Raw genomic sequence first — 22,393 nt, 5'->3', positions numbered from 1 at the left:
GCCAAGCGCGATGCGAAGCGCGGGCTGGCGTCGCTGTGCATCGGCGGCGGGATGGGCGTCGCGCTCGCGGTCGAGCGTCCGTAACCGGTCGTCCGTCACTGCCAAACCAATCCGGGCGCCGACCGATTGCGGCTTCGGCCGGTGCCACGTGAAGTCAGAGGGGCCTCCGGCGGCTCTCGAAACCAAAAAATGGAGTGAGATTTATGTCTCAGCGAATTGCGTACGTAACGGGCGGGATGGGCGGCATCGGCACCAGCATCTGCCAGCGTCTGTCGAAAGACGGCTTCAAGGTGGTCGCGGGTTGCGGCCCGAACTCGCCGCGTCGGGTGAAGTGGCTCGAGGACCAGAAGGCGCTCGGCTACGATTTCATCGCGTCGGAAGGCAACGTCGGCGACTGGGACTCGACCAAGGCAGCGTTCGACAAGGTCAAGGCTGAAGTCGGCGAGATCGACGTGCTGGTCAACAACGCGGGCATCACGCGCGACGTCGTGTTCCGCAAGATGACGCATGAAGACTGGACGGCCGTGATCGACACCAACCTGACGAGCCTGTTCAACGTGACGAAGCAGGTGATCGACGGGATGGTCGAGCGCGGCTGGGGCCGGATCATCAACATCTCGTCGGTGAACGGCCAGAAGGGGCAATTCGGCCAGACGAACTACTCGACCGCGAAGGCCGGCATCCACGGTTTCACGATGTCGCTCGCGCAGGAAGTCGCGACGAAGGGCGTGACGGTCAACACCGTGTCGCCCGGCTACATCGGCACCGACATGGTGAAGGCGATCCGTCCGGACGTGCTCGAGAAGATCGTCGCGACGATTCCGGTGCGGCGTCTCGGTGCGCCGGAGGAAATCGGCTCGATCGTCGCGTGGCTCGCATCGAACGATTCCGGCTTCGCGACCGGCGCCGACTTCTCGCTGAACGGCGGCCTGCACATGGGCTGAACGTCCGGGCTGCGCAGGCCGGACCGGCCGTGCAGCCTGGCGTTTCCGAAGGCCCCCGCCTCCCGGATCCGGGAGGCGGGGATTTGTCACTTGCGCTACGCTGCACCCAAAGGCGTTACATGACTACTACAAAGAAAACGGCCGAGCGGCTCATCAAGAAGTACCCGAACCGCCGGCTCTACGATACCGAGACGAGCACGTACATCACGCTGACCGACGTCAAGCAGCTCGTGCTGGAACAGGAGGACTTCAAGGTCGTCGATGCGAAATCCAACGAAGACCTGACGCGCAGCATCCTGCTGCAGATCATCCTCGAGGAAGAGAGCGGCGGCGTGCCGATGTTCTCGTCGTCGATGCTGTCGCAGATCATCCGATTCTACGGTCATGCGATGCAGGGCATGATGGGCACGTACCTGGAAAAGAACATCCAGGCGTTCATCGACATCCAGAACAAGCTCGCGGATCAATCGAAGAACCTGTACGAAGGCAACGCGATGAATCCGGAAGTCTGGTCGCAGTTCATGAACATGCAGGCGCCGATGATGCAAGGGATGATGACGAGCTACATCGAGCAGTCGAAGAACATGTTCGTGCAGATGCAGGAGCAGATGCAGAATCAGGCGAAGTCGATGTTCAGCACGTTCCCGTTCAAGCAACCGGGCACGCCGGAGCCGGAGAAGAAGTAACGATGTCGCGGCAGGCTGGCCGCGGCGGCATGCGCCGCCGGACGGTCGGCGCCGCGACGTGTGGCGGTGAAATCAAACTGATCGTGTGCTCGGGCGCGACGGTGGTTGGCGGCCCGCCGCCGCTTGATGTCGCCGTCGGTCGTTCCTGATCGTCGGCACCAGATGCCTGTGCCCCTGCGCGGGGCGGGCATGACCGTCTTCCGGTCGATCGAATTCCAGATACTCAAGACAAGCGCGGCTGGTGTTGCGCCTGTTCGGCGCGCGCTCGTGCCGGTCAGGGCCGGTGCCGTTGCGTCGGGTCCGTGCAACGGCACCTTGCTGCAAAGCGGGAGCAGTTCGCCCGTATCGCTCAAAGCGCCGGATCGAAGTCCTGATGATCGTCGGCCGGAGGCAGATCGAGTACGAGCTTCACCGCACAGTAGTTGGCCTTCAGCGAAAACACGCGGCCGATCACGAGAAACGTCTGCGGCGAATTCTCGAGCTCGACGAAGTCGCCAGGCTGCGGTACGTGGGCGCCCTGGTCATAGGAAAAGCTGGTGCTGGTCTGCTCGCCGATGGTTTCGGCGGCGTGCTCGGTGAATTCGATCGTGATGTGGGTGGTCATGCGAACCCCGTTGGGTAGGAAGTGGATGCCGCGATTTTCGCATAGCGGCGGGGCGGCGCTGGGGCGATTACTGGGCGGTGGCGCGGGGATGATCGGGGCCGTTGGATCATCACCGGAGGCATGAAAGGGTTGGATCAATCGTCCGTGGCGGCTCGATGCGCCCGCGCGCGCCGCATATTGGGGTGCCATCCACGGCACTCCGTCCGCCGGTTTTGCCTCGCTGACCCATAAATAGCTGTAAACTCACGCTTTTGCCGCCACGCCCCCACATTCCAGATGTCCCAGTCCCCCAAAGTAGGCTTCGTGTCGCTCGGGTGCCCGAAAGCCCTCGTCGACTCAGAACAAATCATCACGCAGCTGCGTGCCGAAGGTTATGAAATCTCCGGCACCTACGACGGCGCCGACCTCGTCGTCGTCAACACCTGCGGCTTCATCGACGAAGCCGTGCAGGAAAGCCTCGACGCGATCGGCGAAGCGCTGACCGAGAACGGCAAGGTGATCGTCACCGGCTGCCTCGGCGCGAAGTCGAGCGCGAGCGGCTCGAACCTGATCGAGGAAGTCCACCCGAAGGTGCTCGCCGTCACCGGCCCGCACGCGGTGGGCGAAGTGATGCAGGCCGTGCATTCGCACCTGCCGAAGCCGCACGACCCGTTCACCGACCTGGTGCCGGCGGCCGGCATCAAGCTCACGCCGCGTCACTACGCATACCTGAAGATTTCCGAAGGCTGCAACCACCGTTGCACGTTCTGCATCATCCCGTCGATGCGCGGCGACCTCGTGTCGCGCCCGGTCGCCGAAGTGATGCTCGAAGCCGAGAACCTCTTCAAGTCCGGCGTGAAGGAACTGCTCGTGATCTCGCAGGACACGAGCGCATACGGCGTCGACGTGAAGTACCGCACCGGCTTCTGGAACGGCAAGCCGATCAAGACGCGCATGACCGACCTGGTCGCCGCGCTCGGCGAACTCGCCGCGCAGTACGGCGCATGGGTGCGCCTGCACTACGTGTACCCGTATCCGAGCGTCGACGAAGTCATTCCGCTGATGGCCGAAGGCCCGTTCAAGGGCCACGTGCTGCCGTATCTCGACGTGCCGTTCCAGCACGCGCATCCGGACGTGCTGAAGCGCATGAAGCGCCCGGCGAACGCCGAGAAGGTGCTCGAGCGCGTGCAGAAGTGGCGCGAGATCTGCCCGGACCTGACGATCCGCAGCACGTTCATCGCCGGCTTCCCCGGCGAGACGGAAGAACAGTTCGAAACGCTGCTCGACTTCATCCGCGAGGCGGAACTCGATCGCGTCGGCTGCTTTGCGTATTCGCCGGTCGAAGGCGCGACCGCGAACGAACTCGACGGCGCGCTGCCGGACGAGGTGCGCGAAGAACGCCGCGCGCGCTTCATGGAAGTCGCCGAGGAAGTGTCGGCGCGGCGCATCCAGCGCAAGGTCGGCAAGACCCTCAAGGTGCTGATCGACGAAGTCGGCGAGGAAGGCGGCATCGGCCGCACGGCGGCGGATGCGCCGGAGATCGACGGCGTCGTCTACGTCGAGCCGGCGACCAAGGCGTCGAAGCGCTACAAGGTCGGCGATTTCGTGTCGGTGAAGATCACGGGCGCGGACGGCCACGACCTGTGGGGCGAGGTTTAAGCGATGACCGCCGCACTGCCGCAGATCCTCGCGCTCGGCGAGGCGATGATCGAATTCAACCAGTCGCAGCCGGGTCGGCCGGAGTTCCTGCAAGGCTTCGGCGGCGACACGTCGAACTTCTGCATCGCCGCGGCGCGCCAGGGCGCGTCGACGGGCTTCGTGTCGGCGATCGGCGACGATCCGTTCGGCCGCCTGCTGACCGAGATGTGGGCGGCGGAGCACGTCGATACGACGTACGTGCGGATCGACCGCACGGCGCCGACCGGCGTGTATTTCGTCACGCACGGCGCTGACGGCCACCAGTTCGACTATCTGCGCGCGGGTTCCGCGGCGAGCCGCTACGCGGTGGCCGATCTGCCGCTCGATGCGCTGGCCGCGGCGCGGGCCGTGCACCTGTCCGGCATCAGCCTCGCGATCGGCACGGCCGCGTGCGACGCCGCGTTCGCGGCGATCGACCACGCGCGCAGCAACGGCGCGCAGGTCAGCTTCGACACGAACCTGCGCCTGAAGCTGTGGCCGCTGCCGCGCGCCCGCGCGGTGATGCGCGAAGCGCTGCGCCAGACGGACATCTGCCTGCCGAGCTGGGACGACGTCACGGCGCTCACCGGTGCGAACGATCGCGACGCGATCGTCGATGCGATGCTCGAGCACGGGCCGCGGGTCGTCGCGCTGAAACTCGGCAAGGAAGGCGCGTATGTCGCGACGCCGAACGAACGGCGCGTGGTGCCGGGCTTCGCGGTCGAGGCCATCGACGCGACGGGCGCGGGCGACTGCTTCGGCGGTGCGTTCGTTGCGCGGATCGTCGCAGGCGACGATCCGTTCGCGGCTGCGCGTTATGCGAACGCGGCGGCGGCACTGTCGACGACCGGCTACGGTGCGGTCGCACCGATTCCGCGCCGCGACGCGGTGGAACGCCTGATGCAGGGCTGACGCGGCTCTCGCACGCCGGCGACGCGACGTGTTCACTCGAACGCCCGGATGACGGGCGACGTGAACGGCTGGCGAGCCGTGTGCGTACCGCGCTCGGCGCCTGCGCATCGGTGGTCGCCACGTGCGCGTGGCGATCGATGTGCAGCGGCGACGCGCAGCATGTCGCCGCGATTTTCGAGCGAATCTGAAGCAAGGAGCAACACAAGGTGGGTCGATATTCGCAATGGCAACGGGCGCTGGTGATGGCCGGCGCGCTGGCGGCGGGCCTCACGATGCCGGGCGTGGTCGCGGCACAGGCTGCCGCGCCGGGCGCGCAGCAGGATGAAGCGGCGCCCGCCCGGCCGCTGCGGCCGAATCCGGAGTTCGCCCGCCTGCCGCGTTACGAAGGCACGCTCGGCGATCGGCCGATCGTCGTGCATCTCGGCCCGAAGACGGACGAGGCGGGCGTGCACGGCGAATACCAGTTCACGGACACGGGCGAGGTGGTGCTGCTCGCCGGCGATCGCGACGGCGACACGCTCGAGATCGAGGAATCGAACGACGGCACGAACATCACGGGCGTGTGGATCGGTCGCTTCGACGCGACGGGCGAACTGAAGGCCGACCGGATGAACTCGGACGAATCGGATCCGCAACCCGTCGTGCTGCGCCTGGCGCCGGGCAAACGCGCGGCGCTGCAGGTACGCGACGGCCGCGTGCAGGAAATCGAGACGGTCGGCAACGTTGTCAATCTGCGCGCCGACGACTGAGCGCGCGCTGGCTCGGCGCATGCGGCGCGCATTGTACCGGGCCAACCGCGCCGATTTTGGCTAACCTAGCGACCTATTCCGCAACCGAACGGCCTTTCTCCGGGCCTCCTGCCATGACTGCATCCACTCCGAAGCGCGCACTCCAGACCCGCATCGTTCAACCCGACGACAACATCCCGGATGGCTTCCGTTCGTTCGTGCCGCCGGTCGAGCGTGCATCGACGGTCGTGTTCCCCGATCTCGCGACGATGCGCGCGCTGGTCTGGCACAACGACAACCAGTGGCGCTACGGGCTGCATGCGACCCCGACGTCGCTCGCGCTCGCGCAGCGGCTCGCCGAGATCGAAGGCGGCTCGCATGCGCTGCTGCAGCCGTCGGGTCTCGCGGCGATCATGAACGTCTATTTCGGGATCGTGAAGGCGGGCGACGACGTGTTGATCCCGCACAACGTCTACGGGCCGAACGCCGATCTCGGCAACTGGCTCGCGAAGGATTTCGGCATCACCGCGCGCTTCTACGATCCGCTCGTCGGCGCCGGCATCGCCGACCTGATCCAGCCGAACACGCGGCTGATCTGGATCGAGGCGCCGGGCTCGGTGACGATGGAAGTGCCCGACGTGCGTGCGATCACGGCGGTCGCGCAGGCGCGCGGCATCGTCACCGCGATCGACAACACGTATTCGGCCGGGCTCGCGTTCAAGCCGTTCGAGCATGGCGTCGACATCTCGGTGCAGGCGCTGACCAAGTATCAATCGGGCGGCAGCGACGTGCTGATGGGCGCGACGATCACCGCGAGCGCGGCGCTGCAGGCGCAACTGAAGCTCGCCCGGATGCGCTGCGGGATCGGCGTGTCGGTCGACGACTGCTCGCTCGTGCTGCGCAGCCTCCCGAGCATGCAGGTGCGCTTCGATGCGCACAGCAAGAGCGCGCTCGCGCTCGCGCAGTGGCTGAAGGCGCGCCCGGAGATCGCGGCCGTGCTGCATCCGCAACTGCCGGACTGTCCGGGGCACGCATCGTTCATGCGCGACTTCACCGGCGCGGGCGGGCTGTTCTCGGTGGTGTTCGACGAGCGCTACAGTGCCGAGAAGATCGATCGTTTCGTCGAGGCGCTCGAGCTGTTCGCGATCGGCTGGAGCTGGGGCGGCGCGTGCAGCCTCGCGATGCCTTACGACGTGGCGTCGATGCGCCCGGACTGGCCGCATCGCGGCACGCTGGTACGCTTCTACGTCGGTCTCGAAGACGAAGCCGACCTGCGTGCGGATATCGAGCGCGCGATGCAGTCCACGCTCGGCTGAGCACCGAACCCCGAGCGGAACAGCAAAACGCCCGCGCGATGCAACATCGCGCGGGCGTTTTTCATGGGCGGCTTGCGCGGATCGGAAATCAGAACAGCCGCAGCAGCCCGTCGAGGCCGACGTGGTCGAATGCGACGGTGGCCGCATCGCGCACGACGGGCTTCGCGTGGAACGCGACCGACAGCCCGGCTTCGGCCATCATCTTCAGGTCGTTCGAGCCGTCGCCCATCGCGATCGCGCGGCTCGGCTCGATGCCGAGCGATGCGCAGGTGTCGCGCAGCAGGCGCGCCTTGACGTCGGCGTTGACGATCTCGCCGAGCACCTTGCCGGTCAGCTTGCCGTCGACGATCTCGAGCGTGTTCGCGTGCGCGAAGTCGAGGCCGAGGCGCGCCTTCAGGCGCTCGGTGAAGAACGTGAAGCCGCCCGACACGAGCAGCGTCTTCAGGCCCGCGGCCTTCACGCCGGCGAGCATCGTCTCCGCGCCGGGCGACAGCTGCAGCCGTTCCTCGTACACGCGCTCGAGCGCCTGCGCGTCGAGCCCCGCGAGCAGCGCGACGCGGCGCGTGAGGCTTTCGTTGAAATCGCGGATCTCGCCGCGCATCGCCGCCTCGGTGATCTCGGCGACCTGCGTCTTCAGCCCGCAGAAATCGGCGATCTCGTCGATGCATTCGATCGTGATCAGCGTCGAGTCCATGTCCATCACGACGAGCCCGAACTCGCCGAGCGTGCGGCCGGCTTCGACGAAGCCGAAGTCGAGCGCATGCGTGCCGCAGTACGCGTCGATGTCGAGACGCTGCGCGGGGTTGGCGTTTTCGATGCGCAGCGCGTGATCGTCGGTCTGCACGATGCGGGTGCCGCGCGACAGCGCGAGCAGCGGTTTGTGATGCGCGTCCGACAACGGCGCGAGACTCTGGATGACGAGGTTGTGGGTCATGACGGAATGTTTGGAAGCGAATGAAACGCGTGCGCGGCCGGCATGCGGCCGCCTGCGAACGCGGGCCCCGTTCGGCGTCGGGCCGTTGCGTCGCGAACGCGCCATTGTAGCCGGTTGGTATCCGATCGCGACCGGATCGCCGCCGGGAACCGGCGCGGGCGCCGTGCCGGGTGCCGCACGCACGGCGATTTGGCGGACGGTGCGGGCTATTCGGGCTATTCGTGCGATTGCCGGTCGCGATCCCAGTAAGGCGGATCGCCGAAGTGTTCGGCCAGGAACGCGATGAACGCGAGCGTCTTCAGCGGCACGTGTGCGCGGCTCGGATAGACGGCCCAGATCGCGACGTCGTTCGCGAACGGGTAGTCGTCGAGCACGGTGACGAGCGCGCCGCTCGCGAGCAGCGGGCCGACGTCCCAGGTCGACTTGATCGCGATGCCGAAGCCGTCGACGAGCGCTTCGCGGATCGCCTCGCCGTTGCTCGCGACGAGCCGGCCGCCGACCCGCACGGTGAGCGGGCCTTGCGGCGTGACGAACGACCAGTCGCGCTGGTCGCCGAGGATCACGCATTCGTGCTGCGCGAGGTCGGCCGGATGGCGCGGCATGCCGTGTTCGGCGAGATACGCGGGCGAGCAGCACAGCACGCGCCGGTTCGCGGCGAGCCTGCGCGCGACCAGCGTCGAATCCTTCAGCGCGCCGAGGCGGATCGCGACGTCGTAGCCGTCGTCGACAAGGTCGACGATCTCGTCGGACAGCCGCAAGTCGAGCGACACGGACGGGTAGCGGCGCAGGAACGCGGGAATCACGGGCGCGACGTGCTGGCGGCCGAACGACGACGACATCGACACTTTCAGCCGCCCGTACGGCTCGCTGCGGCCGTGGCCGACCGAGGCGCGCGCGGCATCGGCGGCCGACAGCAGCGCCTCGGCGCGGGCCATGAAGACTTCGCCGTCCTGCGTCAGGCTGATGCGGCGCGTGGTGCGATGCAGCAACCGCGCGCCGAGCTGGCGCTCCAGCTGCGCGATGCGCGCGCTCGCGACCGCGGCCGATACGCCGAACTCGCGCCCGGCCGCGCTCACGTTCGCGAGCAGCGCGGCGCGCACGAACAGGCCGACGTCGAGCAGGTCGAGCGGCTTGTCGGGGGCTGCAATCGGATCGGACGTCATTATTCTGAAATTCCTGAAAATGTTTCAGGAAATATAGCGGTTTTCTCGAATGATCGGGGCGCCTACGATGGCATGCATGGGGCCGCGCCGCGGCCCGCCCGATTTCCCTGAAGGAGTTTCGTGATGAAAGCCGTTGGACTGACCCGTTACCTGCCGATCGACGACCCGCAGGCGCTCGTCGACGTGGAACTGCCGCAACCGGTGCCGGGCCCGCGCGACCTGCTCGTGAAGGTCGAGGCGATCTCCGTGAACCCGGTCGACACCAAGGTGCGCGCGCCGAAACCGCAGGTCGAGGAGACGCCGCGCGTGCTCGGCTGGGATGCGGCCGGCACGGTCGTCGCGGTCGGTGCCGAGGTCACGCTGTTCCGGCCGGGCGACGAGGTGTTCTACGCGGGCAGCATCACGCGGCCCGGCGCGAACAGCGAATTCCACGCGGTCGACGAGCGGATCGCCGCGCTCAAGCCGCGCTCGCTCGATTTCGCGGCGTCGGCGGCGTTACCGCTCACCGCGCTGACCGCCTGGGAGGCGCTGTTCGACCGGCTGCGCGTGTCGCCTCAGGGCGCCGACGCGGGCAAGTCGGTGCTGATCATCGGCGGCGCGGGCGGGGTGGGTTCGATCGCGATCCAGCTCGCCAAGACGCTCGCCGGGCTGCGCGTGATCGCGACCGCGTCGCGGCCGGCGTCGGCCGAATGGGTGCGCTCGCTCGGCGCGGACGACGTGGTCGATCATTTCGGCGACCTGCCCGCGCAACTGCGTGAAATCGGCCACCCGAGCGTCGACTACGTGCTGATCTTCAACGACACGGACCGTCATTTCCCTGCCGCGGCGGAAGTAATCCGCCCGCAGGGCGGCATTTGCACGATCGTCGAGAACGAGAAGCCGATTCCGGTCGAGCAACTGAAGGCGAAGAGCGCCGCGTTTCACTGGGAATTCATGTTCACGCGTGCGATGTTCGAGACGCCGGACATGATCGAGCAGCACAAGATCCTGAGCGAGGTGGCGCGGCTCGTCGACGGCGGCACGCTGCGCACGACGCTCGGCGAACAGCTCGGCACGATCAACGCCGCCAACGTGCGGCGCGCGCATCAGCTGCTCGAAGCCGGGCGCGCGATCGGCAAGCTGGTGCTGAGCGGCTTCTGAGTGCCGCAGACCCGTCGCTTCGCGCCAGGCGCCGATGGGCATCCCCCAAGGGGACTTCCTTCGGGGCGGAAAACCTGGGTCTGCCCGGCGTGTTCCCGAGCGCCGGCGTCGCGCGTACGGGATGCGGCGTCGCGAACGCAAGCGGGGTAACACCCGATGCGTTTGCGGCGCATTGCATGCCGCTTGGCGGTAGACTGGCAACGCATCATGCATCGAAAACCGCGCGGCACGCGCGTGCCGCCGCATTACAAGGAGGTCAGCATGAGCCAACGCAGCTTGTCAGTCGCCGCATCGTGGTCTGCCGTGTTCGCGGCGGCGTGCGTCAGCGCGAGCGTATTCGCGGCGCCGCCGGTCAAGGGCAGCCTGAAGGGCGGCGGGACAGGGCAGCTCGAATACACCGTCAAGGTCGATTCGAAGACCTTCGGCAATACGCAGGAGACCCGCAAGATCCGCTCGGGCGAAACGGACGACTTCAACTGGAAGTCGGTGCCGCCGGGCGGCGCGGTCGCGATGCCGGACGGTTGCCCGAACGCCGACAACCTGCCGCGCGACGCGAACGGCGCGATGGTGCGCCAGACCCAGGTGCGGCTCGCGCCGTCGGTCGACGCGAAGGGGATCGCGAACGTGCAGATGAGCTTCCAGGCCGCTGCGCCGAAAGGCACGCGCAACGTGAGCGCGGGCGGCAAGTCGCTGCAGTGCCCGGATGTCGTGTCGGTGAGCCAGGTCAAGTGGGTGTCGATTTCGACCAATGGCGGCTCGAAGTCCGTCTCGATGAGCGACGGCACGAAAGTGACGGTGTCGATCAAGCGCTGAGCGGTGCGCGCGGGCCGGCAAGACGTCCGGTGCGTGCGCAACCAACCGCGATGCGTATCCGGTGATCCGGGCAGTGCCGCGCGTGACGGTTTCGTGGCGCGCGGCTTCGCGTATTTCCGTTGTTTGAGGTTTGATGTGCGTCGTGTCCGGTGCGCACCGACAGCGCGGCCATTCGCCCCCCGGCGCGCGTGACGTGATGCGGATGTCGCGCTATCCTCCCGGGCTTCTCCCTCTTCCCCGTACGACATCCCGATGAAACATTGCATGCGCGCGCTGCTGTCGGCCGCTGCGTTCGTCGCCACTCATGCGCAGGCGGCCGACGATTGCAGCTTCGCGAAGAAAGTCGAGCTGCCGTCGCGACAGCAGGTCGCCGTCGTGTCGAGCGGCGCACTCGAGCCGTGTTCGACCGGCAGCTATGCGGTGCGCGTGTATTCGACCGCGCATGCCGCGCCCGGCTTCGATACGGACGACTACGTAACCGGTGTGCTGCATGCGCGTGACGGCACCGTCGCCGACGCCTTCACGGCCGACCTCGGTGCGCGTGCGCCGCAGGCGCTCGTCGTCACGACGCGCTCGGCCGGCAGCGGCGGTTATGTCGGCGCGCAGGCCTATGTGACGACACCACGCGCGGTGCGGCTCGTCGCGTCGGTCGACGGGCTGGCGCCCGATGCCGACGTCAAGGCCGCGTTGCGCCAGGCCCTCGGCAAACGCCGCAGCGCCCGCTGACCGCACGCCGCGCGGGGCGCGGCGCCGCGCGTCAATGCGCGCGTTCCTCGAGCCGCGATGCGAGAAAGCGGTGATCGGCGGAGAACAGCCGGCGATACGTCATCAGCACCGCGCCGACCGTGCCGAGCGCGGACGCCGCGGCGATCAGGAACATGATCACGATCTGGTAGCGCACGGCCTGCAGCGGCGACTGGCCGGCCAGCACCTGGCCGGTCATCATCCCCGGCAGGCTCACGACACCGACGACGGCCATCTGGTTGAGCGTCGGCAGCATGCCCGCACGCACGGCCTGGCGCGCGGCGTCCTGCGCGGCTTCCCAGCGCGTCGCGCCGAGCGCGAGCGCGGTCTCGACGCGGTCGCGCCGTGCCGTCAGTTCCTCCATCATCCGTTCGACGCCGAGCGACACGCCCGTGAGCGTATTGCCGAGGATCATTCCGAGGATCGGGATCGCATATTGCGGTGTGTACCACGGATGAATGCGGATCACGACGAACAGCCCGATCGCCGCGACGAACCAGCTGCTGAACCAGATGGACGCGATGCTGTCGACACGCTGTCCGCGATACGTGCGCTTGCCGCGGCCGGCGCCCGCAAAGCCCGCGATCAGCGTCATCAACGCGGTCAGCGGCAGCACGACGGTCCAGTGCGGATGGCCGAACACCCAGCCGAGCACGTAGCCGATCGCGAGCAGCTGCACGACGGTGCGCACGGCGGCGAGCGCGAGCTTGCGCCCGAGGCCGAGCGACAGCGCCGCGGAGATCGCGCCGTTGACCGCGACGAGCGCGGCGGCGATGCCGACGTCGACGAGACTCAGATCCTGCAGTGCCGGGCTCATCGTGCCGCCTCCGTCGTGCTCGCGGCGGCGTGCAGCACGCCGGCCTGCATCACGAGCCGCGTCGTACCGATCCGTGCGGCCTGCGCCGGATCGTGCGAGATCCACATGCAGGCGCGCGCATCGGGGGCCGCGTCGAACCAGGCGCCGACGAGCGCTTCGATCGCGCGCGTGGAGTCGGGGTCGAGCGCGGACGTCGGCTCGTCGAGCAGCAGCACGTCGGGGTCGAGTTGCAGCACGCGCAGCAGCGCGGCGATCTGCGCTTCGCCGCCCGACAGTTCGCTCGCGCGCTTGTCGAGAAAATCGGCGCCGCGACCGGCGCGGGCCGCGAGCGCTTCGGCGCGCGCACGGTCGAACGTCGCGTCGCGATAGATCGCGAGCGAGTACGGATAGCGCAATTGCGCCTCGACGGTGCCGTCCATCTGCGCGGGTCGCTGGCGCACGTAGGCGACGCTGCGCCGGTAGCGCGGAATCGCATTGCGCCTGATCCGCTTGCCGCGCCACAGGATCTGACCGCCGTCGAGCGGATCGAGCAGCGCGAGCGCGCGCAGCAGCACGCTCTTGCCGGAACCCGATGGTCCGGTGATAGCAATTCGCGATCCCGCGGCGAGGCTGAAGTCGGTCGGCGCCAGCAAAGTCTTGCCGCTGCTGGCGTCGCGGCGCGTGATGTGCTGCGCATCGATGAGACCGGTCGGGGCTGTCATGTCGAAAATGAAAAAAAGCGTTAATGGCGCCGAGGCGTCGTCGGAGCGTGCGTCATAATACAGATTGAAAAGCCGCCAGTGTCGTGCTTCGTTCATTCACGCACGTGGCCCGACATGGCGTGCACATTCTGCATAACAACAACGGAATCGCCATGACGCTAGCCCGAGCCATCGGCAAATCGGCTGCATGGATCGTCTGCATCGTCGCACTGATCATCGCGGCCGCCGGCATTTTTATCGTCACGTTCGACTGGAACCGCGCGAAACCGTGGGTCAACGAACATGTGAGTACCGCGCTTGGCCGTTCGTTTGCGATCAACGGCGATCTCAAGGTCGGCTGGCGTCGCCCGGACGGCGAGACCGGCTGGCGCGCATGGGTTCCCTGGCCGAGCTTCTCGGCCACGCAACTCGAGATCGGCAATCCGGACTGGGCGAAGGGGCCCAGGTTCGCCACGGTCGATGCCGCGCATTTCGATCTCGCCATCCTGCCGCTCCTCGCGCACGAAATCGTCATTCCGTCGATCGATGTCGTCAATCCCGCGGTCGACCTCGAGCGGCTCGCCGACGGCCGCAATACGTGGACCTTCCAGTTCAAGCAATCCGCGCAACCGTCGCCGTGGAAGGTGCGGCTCGACAGCTTCGGGTTCGCGAAGGGCATCGTCACGTATCGCGATGCGATCACGAAGGCCGATCTCACGGTCGCGATCGATACGCTCGGCCAGCCGATTCCGCTCGGCGACGTGCTGAAGGAACAGGAACAGACGTCGCGTGCGGCATCGGCCCAGCGCGTCGGCAAGCACGGCGCCGCGCAATTGAGCGCGAAGGCGAATGCGGAAGCCGCATCGGGTGCGTCGGCGCCGCAGGCGGCGAGCGGGGCGTCTGCCGTTGCGGCGTCGGGAGTGTCCGGCGCCGCTCCGGCTACTTCGGTTTCCTCTGCATCGACGGCCCCGCCGGCATCCGGCGCGAGTGGTGCGTCAGGTGCATCCGGTGCGTCGGCGGCCGCCGCGCCCGCGAAGCCGTCCGGCCCGACCTATGCGTTCGGGCTCAAGGTCGACGGCCGCTACAAGAACGTGCCGATCAGCGGCACCGGCAAGGTGGGCGGCGTGCTGGCGATCGAGAAGTCGACGCAGCCGTTCCCGCTGCAGGCCGACGTGAAGGCCGGCGACACGCGGCTCGCGATCGTCGGTACGCTGACCGACCCGATGCATCTCGCGGCGCTCGACCTGCGGTTATGGCTGCAGGGCACGTCGATGTCGCACCTCTACCAGATTACCGGCATCACGCTGCCCGACACGCCGCCGTATGCGACCGAAGGGCGGCTGATCGGCAACATCAAGCAGAACGCCAGCACGTTCCGCTACGAGGACTTCAACGGCCGCGTGGGCGGCAGCGATCTGCGCGGTACGCTCACCTGGGCGCAGCGCGAGCCGCGGCCGAAGCTGTCGGGCGAGCTCGAGTCGAAACTGCTGCAGTTCTCCGACCTCGCGCCGGTGATCGGCGCCGACACGGCCGCGAGCAAGGCCAAGCGCGGCGACACGACGCGCCAGCCGCCGGACCGCGTGCTGCCGGTTTCGAGGTTCCGCACCGAGCGCTGGAGCGCGATCGACGCGGACGTGAAGTTCACCGGCCGCAAGCTGATCAAGAGCCCGCAGCTGCCGATTACCGACCTGTACACGCACGTTCTGCTGCAGGACGGCGTGCTGACACTCGAGCCGCTGAAGTTCGGCGTCGCGGGCGGCACGCTCGCGACCACCGCGCATCTGGACGGCAGCCGCACGCCGCTCAAGGGCCGCTTCACGCTGTCCGCGCGTCACCTGAGGCTCAAGCAGCTGTTCCCGACGCAGAAGGTGATGCAGACCGCGCTCGGCGAGATCAACGGCGATGCGTCGCTGTCGGCGACCGGCAACTCGCCGGCCGCGCTCGCGGGTACCTCGACCGGCGAAGTGAAGGCGCTCATCACGGATGGCCGCATCAGCCTGCTGCTGATGGAGGCGGCGGGGCTGAACGTCGCGAACGTCGTCTACGAGAAGCTGTTCGGCACCCGCGACGTGAACATCAACTGCGCGGCGATCGACTTTGTCGCGACCGACGGGATGCTCGACCCCAAGGTGTTCGCGCTCGATACGGACGATGCGCTGATCAACGTCGACGGCCCGGTCAACCTGCGCGACGAATCGATCGACCTGAAGATCCACCCGCACACGAAGGGTTTCCGGGTCTTCTCGCTGCGCTCGCCGCTGTATGCGAAGGGCACGTTCAAGAACCCGAAGGTCGGCGTCGACGCGGGCGCGCTCGCGCTGCGCGCCGGCGCGATGGTCGGGCTCGGCCTGATCAACCCGTTCGCGGCGCTGGTTCCGCTGATCGCGCCGAGCAACAACCGCGACGTGCCGTGCGCGGAGCTGTTCGGGCAAATGAAGGAGAAGGCGGCGCAGAAGCGCGCGGTGAAGGAAGGCAAGTAGGGGCCCCGAAGGGAGGCGCCGGCGCCGCGCGCGGCGGCCCGGCTGGCGGGGCCGGAACAGTGCGGTCGGCAGTTTCTCCGACACCTGCTAAAATACACGGTTTTCCGTCGATTTCTCTCTTACGGGACCTGCCGTGCTTTCTACTGCCAACATCACGATGCAATTCGGGCCGAAGCCCTTGTTCGAGAATATCTCGGTCAAATTCGGCGAGGGCAACCGCTATGGTCTGATCGGCGCGAACGGCTGCGGCAAGTCGACCTTCATGAAGATCCTGGGCGGCGACCTCGAGCCGAGCGCCGGCAACGTCGCGCTGGAGCCGAACGTGCGCCTGGGCAAGCTGCGCCAGGACCAGTTCGCGTACGAAGACGTACGCGTGCTCGACGTCGTGATGATGGGCCACACCGAAATGTGGGCCGCGATGACCGAGCGCGACGCGATCTACGCGAACCCGGAAGCCACCGACGACGACTACATGCACGCGGCCGAGCTCGAAGGCAAGTTCGCCGAATACGGCGGCTACGACGCCGAGGCGCGCGCGGGCGCGCTGCTGCTCGGCATCGGCATCGAGGAGAAGTTCCACAACGGCACGATGGCCGACGTTGCGCCGGGCTGGAAGCTGCGCGTGCTGCTTGCGCAGGCGCTGTTCTCGAAGCCGGACGTGCTGCTGCTCGACGAACCGACCAACAACCTGGACATCAACTCGATCCGTTGGCTCGAGCACACGCTCAACGAGTACAACTCGACGATGATCATCATCTCGCACGATCGTCACTTCCTGAACTCGGTGTGCACGCACATGGCCGACATGGACTACGGCACGCTGAAGGTCTGGCCGGGCAACTACGACGACTACATGCTCGCGTCGGCACAGGCGCGCGAGCGCCAGGCCGCGGCGAACGCGCGCGCGAAGGAACGCGTCGCCGAGCTGCAGGACTTCGTGCGCCGCTTCTCGGCGAACAAGTCGAAGGCCCGCCAGGCAACGAGCCGCGCGAAGCAGATCGACAAGATCAAGATCGAGGAATTCAAGCCGTCGTCGCGTCAGAACCCGTTCATCCGCTTCGAGTTCGAGAAGAAGCTGCACAACGTCGCGGTGGTCGCCGAAGACATCACGAAGAAGTACGAGCGCACGATCTTCCAGAACTTCAACCTGTCGGTGCAGCCGGGCGAGCGCATCGCGATCATCGGCGAGAACGGCGCGGGCAAGACGACGCTGCTGCGTTCGCTGCTCGGCGCGCTGCAGCTCGATCACGGCACGGTGAAGTGGTCGGAGAACGCGAATGTCGGCTACATGCCGCAGGATACGTACGAGGAGTTCCCGAACGACATCACGCTGATGGACTGGATCGACCAGTACCGCAAGGACGGCGACGACGAAACGATGGTGCGCGGCACGCTGGGCCGCCTGCTGTTCTCGTCGGACGACATCAAGAAGTCGGTGAAGGTGCTGTCGGGCGGCGAGAAGGGCCGCATGATCTGGGGCAAGCTGATGCTCGGCCGCCACAACGTGCTGCTGATGGACGAGCCGACCAACCACATGGACATGGAGTCGATCGAGTCGCTGCAGATCGCGCTCGAGCAGTTCGAAGGCACGCTGATCTTCGTGTCGCACGACCGCGAATTCGTGAGCGGGCTGGCGAACCGGATCATCGAAGTGCGCACGGACGGCACGCTGTTCGACTTCGGCGGGAATTACGAGGAGTTCCTGACGAGTCAGGGGCAGGAGTAATTGCCCGGGCGGCCATGCCCGACCTGATGTACCGGAAGCCCGCCAGGTGCAAGCCTGGCGGGTTTTTTCGTATCCGGGCAGATGTTCGCCGTTACCGGATCGGCACGACGGCCATTGAAGGGAAAATGTCAGGTCGGGTGCGGCACCCTCGATGACGATTCGACGCGGCGGCGCCGTTTCCGGCCGGCAGCCGCCGCGACCGCAACAGGCGCATCATCTCGCCCGCCGCCCAGTGCCGTCGTGTCAATCCGCGAGCCGTTTGTCGGCGAGCGCCTTGCAGCAGTCTTCGTACACCCATTGCACGAGTTTCGCCCGGTAATCGAGATCGTCGGTATCGACGATTTCCTCGACCGCGTCACGCGCCCACGACGCGTCGACGAAGTCGGCGTGCCGCTTGGCGATGTCCTGCGCCAGTGCGGCCAGCTTCGCGATCGCGAGCCAGTCGGCCTGCCGGTGATGGCGGTCGAGCCAGCGGTGTGCGGCCTGCACCTGGAACGATGCGTCCGGCCAGGTTTCGTTCAGGTAAAACGCGCCGAGATTGCCGCAGGTGAGCCAGCACAGCAGCTCCAGGCGATCTTGCGAGCCGAGGATATGGGATGCGTCGGTCATGGCAGCGCTCACGAAGGCATCGATTCCGGGTGGCGCGGCCTGCAGCGGCCGGCGCCGATACTAAAAACATAGCACGATGCGGGCCACGTCGTGCGGCCTCGTGGCGTGCCGGCGTGGCGCGGATGCCGCAGCCGCGGGCGTCCGGTATCCGGCACCCGCTCGCCGGCGCCCGTGCGGACCGTTCGGCGGCGCTCGCGGTCTGGTCCGGCGTCATCGCCGGGCGGCGCCACACTCGTTAGAATGGCCGTTTTCCGGGAGACAGGAAGCGATGAAAATCTACAACCAGTTCTACATCGACGGTGCATGGCGCAAGCCGGCCGGAACGGGCACGATCGACGTGATCGACTCGGGCACCGAGGCCGTGATCGGCCGGATTCCGGAGGGCACGGCCTCGGACGCGCAGGACGCGATCCGCGCGGCGCGCGCGGCGTTCGACGCGTGGGCCGCGACCCCGGCCGCGACGCGCGCGGGCTACCTGCGCAAGATCGTCGAGCGTCTGCAGGCGCGCAGCGAGGAACTCGCGCAGTCGATCACCGGCGAAGTCGGGATGCCGATCAAGCTGTCGCGTGCGATCCAGGTCGGCGGCCCGATCTACAACTGGAAGGCGTACGCGAAACTCGCCGAATCGTTCGAATTCGAGGCGACGGTCGGCAACTCGCTGGTGGTGCGCGAGCCGGTCGGCGTCGTCGCGGCGATCACGCCGTGGAACTACCCGCTCAACCAGGTCACGCTGAAGGTCGCGCCGGCGCTTGCGGCCGGCTGCACGGTCGTCCTGAAGCCATCCGAAGTCGCGCCGCTCAACGCGTTCATGCTCGCGGAGGCGATTCACGAAGCGGGCCTGCCGCCGGGCGTGTTCAACCTCGTATGCGGTTACGGCCCGGTCGTCGGCGAGGTGCTGGCGACCGATCCGGACGTCGACATGGTGTCGTTCACGGGTTCGACGCGCGCCGGCAAGCGCGTTGCCGAACTCGCGGCCGCGGGCGTGAAGCGCGTCGCGCTCGAACTGGGCGGCAAGTCGGCGTCGGTGATTCTCGACGATGCCGATTTCGCGACGGCGGTGAAGGGCACGGTCAACGCGTGCTACCTGAACGCGGGCCAGACCTGTTCGGCGCACACGCGGATGCTGGTGCCGGAAGCGCGCTACGACGAGGCGCGCGCGCTCGCGAAGGCGGCGGCCGAAGCGTATGTCGCGGGCGACCCGCGCCAGGAAACGACGCGCCTCGGCGCACTCGCATCGGCCGCGCAGCAGCAGCGCGTGCAGGCCTACATCCAGCGCGGGATCGACGACGGCGCGGAACTCGTGACGGGCGGCACGGGCCTGCCGGAAGGGCTCGCGAAGGGCTTCTTCGTGAAGCCGACGGTGTTCGGCCGCGTCGATCCGAAATCGACGATCGCGCAGGAAGAAATCTTCGGGCCGGTGCTGTCGATCATCACGTATCGCGACGAAGACGAAGCCGTGCGCATCGCGAACGATTCGCCTTATGGGCTCGGCGGCGCGGTGTGGGCGGGCAGCGACGAACGCGCGATGCGCGTCGCGCGCCGCATCCGCACGGGGCAGGTCGACATCAACGGCGGCACGTGGAACAGCGCCGCGCCGTTCGGCGGCTACAAGCAGTCGGGGCACGGCCGCGAGAACGGTGTGTACGGGCTCGAAGAGTATCTCGAATACAAGTCGATGCAGCTCAAGCCGGCGAATCCGGCCTGAGCGTCGCACCCCGCCTGACCCGAAACGGCACGCTCGCGTGCCGTTTTTTTATTGACGGCCGTCAAGATGCGCGTCGGTGGATCGTCGATCATCGCGTTTCCGATTTCCGATGTTTCGACGAGGTTCAGATGACCGCACGCACTTCCTTCCCGCCGCTCACGATTCGCGGCCGCGCGTTGCTGCCCGTGGTGCAGGGCGGCATGGGCGTCGGCATCTCCGCGCACCGCCTCGCGGGCAGCGTCGCGCGCGAAGGCGCGCTCGGCACGATCGCGAGCATCGACCTGCGTCACCACCACGCGGACCTGCTCGCGCGCTGTCGCGCGAATCCCGACCGCGCGACGATCGAGGCCGCGAACCTCGACGCGCTCGCGCGCGAGATTCGTCTCGCGAAGACTTACGGCGAAGGCCGCGGGATGATCGCGGTCAACGTGATGAAGGCGGTGCGCACGCATGCGGACTACGTGCGCGTCGCGTGCGACGAAGGCGCGGACGCGATCGTGATGGGCGCGGGCCTGCCGCTCGATCTGCCCGATCTCACGCAGGGGCGCGACATCGCGCTGATCCCGATCCTGTCGGACAGCCGCGGGATCGCGCTGGTGCTGAAGAAGTGGATGAAGAAGGGGCGGCTGCCGGATGCGATGGTGATCGAGCATCCCGCGCATGCGGGCGGCCACCTCGGGGTCACGCAGATCGACGACATGCACGATGCGCGCTTCGATTTCGCGCGCGTGCTCGACGAGGCCGCGCAGGTGATGGCGTCGCTCGGCCTGGCGCGCGACACGATCCCGCTGATCGTCGCGGGCGGGATCAACAGTCACGACTCGGTGCGTGCGGCGCTCGCGGCCGGCGCGAACGGCGTGCAGGTCGGAACGCCGTTCGCGGTGACGGAGGAAGGTGACGCGCATCCGAACTTCAAGCGCGTACTGGCCGACGCGCTGCCCGACGACATCGTCGAATTCGTCAGCGTGACGGGGCTGCCGGCGCGCGCGGTGAAGACACCGTGGCTCGATCGTTACCTGCGCAACGAAACGCGCATTCGCGACAAGCTCGGCGCGTTCAGGCAGCGCTGCCCGACCGCGCTCGAGTGCCTGAGCGTCTGCGGGCTGCGCGACGGCATCGAAAAGTTCGGTCATTTCTGCATCGACACGCGGCTCGCGGCCGCGTTGCGGGGCGACGTCGCGAACGGCCTGTTCTTCCGCGGCCACGAAGCGCTGCCGTTCGGCAACGCGATCCGCAGCGTGCGCGATCTGCTCGACCTGCTGCTGACGGGCCGTGCCGCGGCGACTGCGACAAACCGTCCGAGGTTTACGCTGGCTTGACGGATATCAAAACGACGAAAAGACCCTACGAGGAAAATGGAATGCATTCTTCAGGGGTCTTTACCATGCATAAAACGATTCGAACATGTGTCACCGCTGCCGCCGTCGCGGCGAGTCTGGTCACGATGCCCACGCTGTCGCACGCGGCGTCGCCGGGCGACGGGATCAACCAGGGTGACGTACTGGTCCGCCTGCGCGCGATCAGCATCCAGCCGAACGAGCGCGCGAGCGACACGCTCGGCGCGATCAATACCGGCGTGAACAACGCGATCGTGCCGGAGCTCGACTTCACCTACATGATCCGCGACTACCTGGGCGTGGAGCTGATCCTCGGCACGTCGCGGCACCAGATGACGTCGAGCCTCGGCAATCTCGGCGGCGTGGGCGTGCTGCCGCCGACGCTGCTGCTGCAGTACCACTTCAACCATGCCGGCAAGGTGCGTCCGTACGTCGGCGCGGGCCTGAACTACACGTACTTCTACAACAACGGGCTCAACGTCGGCGGGGAAGGCGTGTCGATCAACAAGAGCAGCTTCGGTCCGGCGCTGCAATTCGGCGTCGACGTGCAGTTGACGAAGAAGGTGTTCATGAACGTCGACGTGAAGAAGATCTGGATGAGCACCGATGCGACGCTCGGCGACAAGGGCATCGGCACGCTGCACATCGATCCGCTGATCGTCGGCGTGGGCGTCGGGATGAAGTTCTAACGGTTCGCGGATAAGAACAGAGTTGGGGTTGGCGGCATGGCAGTCGGCATGCCGCTCTTTTTTTGTGCGGCCGGTTTACAGCTTGTCGTACTGGAAGCGCATCGCGGTGCCTTCGCGCGTAATGCGCTCCCACACGGCCCGCTTCTCGTCGTCGCTCAGGAACACCCAGTTCGACACTTCGCCGGCCGTGCGGCCGCAGCCCTTGCAGACTTCGTCGAAGAGGGTCGAGCACACGCCGATGCAGGGGCTGTCGGGCAGGTCGTGGAGATTGGAGGCCATCGGGAGGGTTCGCGCAGTGAGATCGTCAGGGCGTCATTTTAATGCATCGGGACGGGGCAGCCGGCGGACGCCGCTAGCGTGCCGTACGGTCGCGTTGCCGTGACGGTGCGGCCGGTCGGCCGAACGGCCGGACGATGGCCGGATCGCCGTCGGCGACGGCTGGCCCGCCGTGCCGGACAGGGCGCGGCGCGTGGCGCACCGTGTCGCGATTTCCCCGGTGAAACGGCCGCATGCACCGCGCGTCGCGCGGGCCGCTTGTGCTGCATGCGGCACGCGGTTTCCCCACCGCTTTCTTTTCCCGATGGACAGACGCCGATTACCCGATAGAATTCCCCCGGAACGCCCCGCTGCGCGGGCCGCCCGAGCGGCCGGCGGCGGGAATCTGTTCCGTTTGCGCGACACGGGCATGATTTTTTTGTGACGGAGCGCGA

Annotated in this window: 22 protein-coding genes; 14 read left to right on the top strand and 8 right to left on the bottom strand. The window is 67.2% G+C overall.

Annotated features, from left to right (window positions below; all coding sequences use genetic code 11):
• Positions 1-203: 203 nt before the first annotated feature.
• Both DIE02_RS13515 and phaR read left to right on the top strand, forming a co-directional pair.
• Positions 204-944 carry a 3-ketoacyl-ACP reductase gene (locus DIE02_RS13515; RefSeq protein WP_059537451.1) on the top strand — a complete coding sequence of 247 codons (741 nt, stop codon included), beginning with the start codon at positions 204-206 and terminating at the stop codon, positions 942-944.
• A gap of 119 nt (positions 945-1,063) precedes the next feature.
• Positions 1,064-1,630: a polyhydroxyalkanoate synthesis repressor PhaR gene (gene phaR / locus DIE02_RS13510; RefSeq protein ID WP_006478701.1), complete on the top strand. Its 567-nt coding sequence runs from the start codon at positions 1,064-1,066 to the stop codon at positions 1,628-1,630.
• On the opposite strand, the gene DIE02_RS13505 is transcribed toward phaR, so the two are convergent.
• Positions 1,561-1,983, bottom strand: coding sequence for a hypothetical protein (locus DIE02_RS13505; RefSeq protein ID WP_124485408.1), 423 nt, complete (start codon positions 1,981-1,983; stop codon positions 1,561-1,563). The two genes, phaR and DIE02_RS13505, sit on opposite strands and share 70 nt — an antisense overlap.
• Complete coding sequence (locus tag DIE02_RS13500; protein WP_124485713.1) at positions 1,980-2,234, bottom strand: hypothetical protein; 255 nt, start codon at positions 2,232-2,234, stop codon at positions 1,980-1,982. The genes DIE02_RS13505 and DIE02_RS13500 overlap by 4 nt, the downstream gene beginning before the upstream one ends.
• Before the next feature lie 276 nt (positions 2,235-2,510).
• On the opposite strand from DIE02_RS13500, the gene rimO reads away from it, so the two are divergent.
• From rimO to DIE02_RS13480, 4 genes are all read left to right on the top strand, one after another.
• Positions 2,511-3,872 carry a 30S ribosomal protein S12 methylthiotransferase RimO gene (gene rimO, locus DIE02_RS13495; RefSeq protein ID WP_044848901.1) on the top strand — a complete coding sequence of 454 codons (1,362 nt, stop codon included), beginning with the start codon at positions 2,511-2,513 and terminating at the stop codon, positions 3,870-3,872.
• 3 nt (positions 3,873-3,875) lie between these two features.
• A complete protein-coding gene (locus tag DIE02_RS13490; RefSeq protein WP_124485409.1) occupies positions 3,876-4,802 on the top strand; it encodes a sugar kinase in 927 nt (308 codons plus the stop codon).
• A gap of 206 nt (positions 4,803-5,008) precedes the next feature.
• Entirely contained in the window at positions 5,009-5,551 is a 543-nt protein-coding gene (locus DIE02_RS13485) for a hypothetical protein (RefSeq protein ID WP_124485410.1), read from the top strand.
• A gap of 113 nt (positions 5,552-5,664) precedes the next feature.
• Positions 5,665-6,846 carry a cystathionine beta-lyase gene (locus DIE02_RS13480; protein WP_124485411.1) on the top strand — a complete coding sequence of 394 codons (1,182 nt, stop codon included), beginning with the start codon at positions 5,665-5,667 and terminating at the stop codon, positions 6,844-6,846.
• 88 nt (positions 6,847-6,934) lie between these two features.
• Here DIE02_RS13480 and serB read toward each other — a convergent pair whose 3' ends face one another.
• On the bottom strand, positions 6,935-7,780 hold the full coding sequence (gene serB / locus DIE02_RS13475) for a phosphoserine phosphatase SerB (RefSeq protein WP_124485412.1): 846 nt from the start codon (positions 7,778-7,780) through the stop codon (positions 6,935-6,937).
• Positions 7,781-7,995: 215 nt separating this feature from the next.
• Positions 7,996-8,943 (bottom strand): LysR family transcriptional regulator, encoded by a 948-nt coding sequence (locus tag DIE02_RS13470; RefSeq protein WP_124485413.1) that lies wholly within the window; start codon positions 8,941-8,943, stop codon positions 7,996-7,998.
• A 123-nt stretch (positions 8,944-9,066) separates the two neighbouring features.
• Between DIE02_RS13470 and DIE02_RS13465 the strand changes: the two genes are divergently transcribed.
• The 3 genes from DIE02_RS13465 to DIE02_RS13455 all read left to right on the top strand — a co-directional run bounded on the left by DIE02_RS13465 (position 9,067) and on the right by DIE02_RS13455 (position 11,622).
• Entirely contained in the window at positions 9,067-10,083 is a 1,017-nt protein-coding gene (locus DIE02_RS13465; protein WP_124485414.1) for a zinc-binding alcohol dehydrogenase family protein, read from the top strand.
• Positions 10,084-10,344: 261 nt separating this feature from the next.
• Positions 10,345-10,896, top strand: coding sequence for a DUF6013 family protein (locus DIE02_RS13460; RefSeq protein ID WP_124485415.1), 552 nt, complete (start codon positions 10,345-10,347; stop codon positions 10,894-10,896).
• 252 nt (positions 10,897-11,148) lie between these two features.
• Positions 11,149-11,622, top strand: a complete 474-nt coding sequence (locus tag DIE02_RS13455) for a PliI family lysozyme inhibitor of I-type lysozyme (protein ID WP_124485416.1) — start codon at positions 11,149-11,151, stop codon at positions 11,620-11,622.
• Between the two features lie 31 nt (positions 11,623-11,653).
• Here the strand turns inward: DIE02_RS13455 and DIE02_RS13450 are convergent, their stop codons facing one another.
• Together DIE02_RS13450 and DIE02_RS13445 are read right to left on the bottom strand one after the other, a co-directional pair.
• Positions 11,654-12,457 (bottom strand): ABC transporter permease, encoded by an 804-nt coding sequence (locus tag DIE02_RS13450; protein WP_124485417.1) that lies wholly within the window; start codon positions 12,455-12,457, stop codon positions 11,654-11,656.
• The gene (locus DIE02_RS13445) at positions 12,454-13,158 is read right to left on the bottom strand and encodes an ATP-binding cassette domain-containing protein (protein ID WP_124485418.1); all 705 of its coding nucleotides are present in this window, start codon (positions 13,156-13,158) and stop codon (positions 12,454-12,456) included. Before DIE02_RS13445 ends, DIE02_RS13450 begins: the two co-directional genes overlap by 4 nt.
• Positions 13,159-13,310: 152 nt before the next feature.
• On the opposite strand from DIE02_RS13445, the gene DIE02_RS13440 reads away from it, so the two are divergent.
• Both DIE02_RS13440 and DIE02_RS13435 read left to right on the top strand, forming a co-directional pair.
• Positions 13,311-15,617, top strand: coding sequence for an AsmA family protein (locus DIE02_RS13440; protein ID WP_124485419.1), 2,307 nt, complete (start codon positions 13,311-13,313; stop codon positions 15,615-15,617).
• Between the two features lie 133 nt (positions 15,618-15,750).
• Positions 15,751-17,343 (top strand): ABC-F family ATPase, encoded by a 1,593-nt coding sequence (locus DIE02_RS13435; RefSeq protein WP_044848912.1) that lies wholly within the window; start codon positions 15,751-15,753, stop codon positions 17,341-17,343.
• 243 nt (positions 17,344-17,586) lie between these two features.
• Here DIE02_RS13435 and DIE02_RS13430 read toward each other — a convergent pair whose 3' ends face one another.
• Positions 17,587-17,952 (bottom strand): hypothetical protein, encoded by a 366-nt coding sequence (locus tag DIE02_RS13430; RefSeq protein WP_044848913.1) that lies wholly within the window; start codon positions 17,950-17,952, stop codon positions 17,587-17,589.
• Between the two features lie 268 nt (positions 17,953-18,220).
• Between DIE02_RS13430 and DIE02_RS13425 the strand changes: the two genes are divergently transcribed.
• The 3 genes from DIE02_RS13425 to DIE02_RS13415 all read left to right on the top strand — a co-directional run bounded on the left by DIE02_RS13425 (position 18,221) and on the right by DIE02_RS13415 (position 21,683).
• Positions 18,221-19,657, top strand: a complete 1,437-nt coding sequence (locus DIE02_RS13425; protein WP_124485420.1) for an aldehyde dehydrogenase family protein — start codon at positions 18,221-18,223, stop codon at positions 19,655-19,657.
• A 128-nt stretch (positions 19,658-19,785) separates the two neighbouring features.
• Positions 19,786-20,976: a nitronate monooxygenase family protein gene (locus tag DIE02_RS13420; RefSeq protein ID WP_124485421.1), complete on the top strand. Its 1,191-nt coding sequence runs from the start codon at positions 19,786-19,788 to the stop codon at positions 20,974-20,976.
• Positions 20,977-21,041: 65 nt separating this feature from the next.
• The gene (locus DIE02_RS13415) at positions 21,042-21,683 is read left to right on the top strand and encodes an OmpW family protein (RefSeq protein WP_044848916.1); all 642 of its coding nucleotides are present in this window, start codon (positions 21,042-21,044) and stop codon (positions 21,681-21,683) included.
• A 75-nt stretch (positions 21,684-21,758) separates the two neighbouring features.
• Here the strand turns inward: DIE02_RS13415 and DIE02_RS13410 are convergent, their stop codons facing one another.
• Positions 21,759-21,962 (bottom strand): DUF1289 domain-containing protein, encoded by a 204-nt coding sequence (locus tag DIE02_RS13410; RefSeq protein WP_027784516.1) that lies wholly within the window; start codon positions 21,960-21,962, stop codon positions 21,759-21,761.
• Between the last annotated feature and the right edge of the window lie 431 nt (positions 21,963-22,393).

The organism is Burkholderia sp. Bp8991, assembly GCF_003853795.1.
Lineage (GTDB): Bacteria > Pseudomonadota > Gammaproteobacteria > Burkholderiales > Burkholderiaceae > Burkholderia.
The sequence above is the reverse complement of the archived record's forward strand: the minus strand, read 5'-3'. Positions and strand labels throughout refer to the sequence as shown.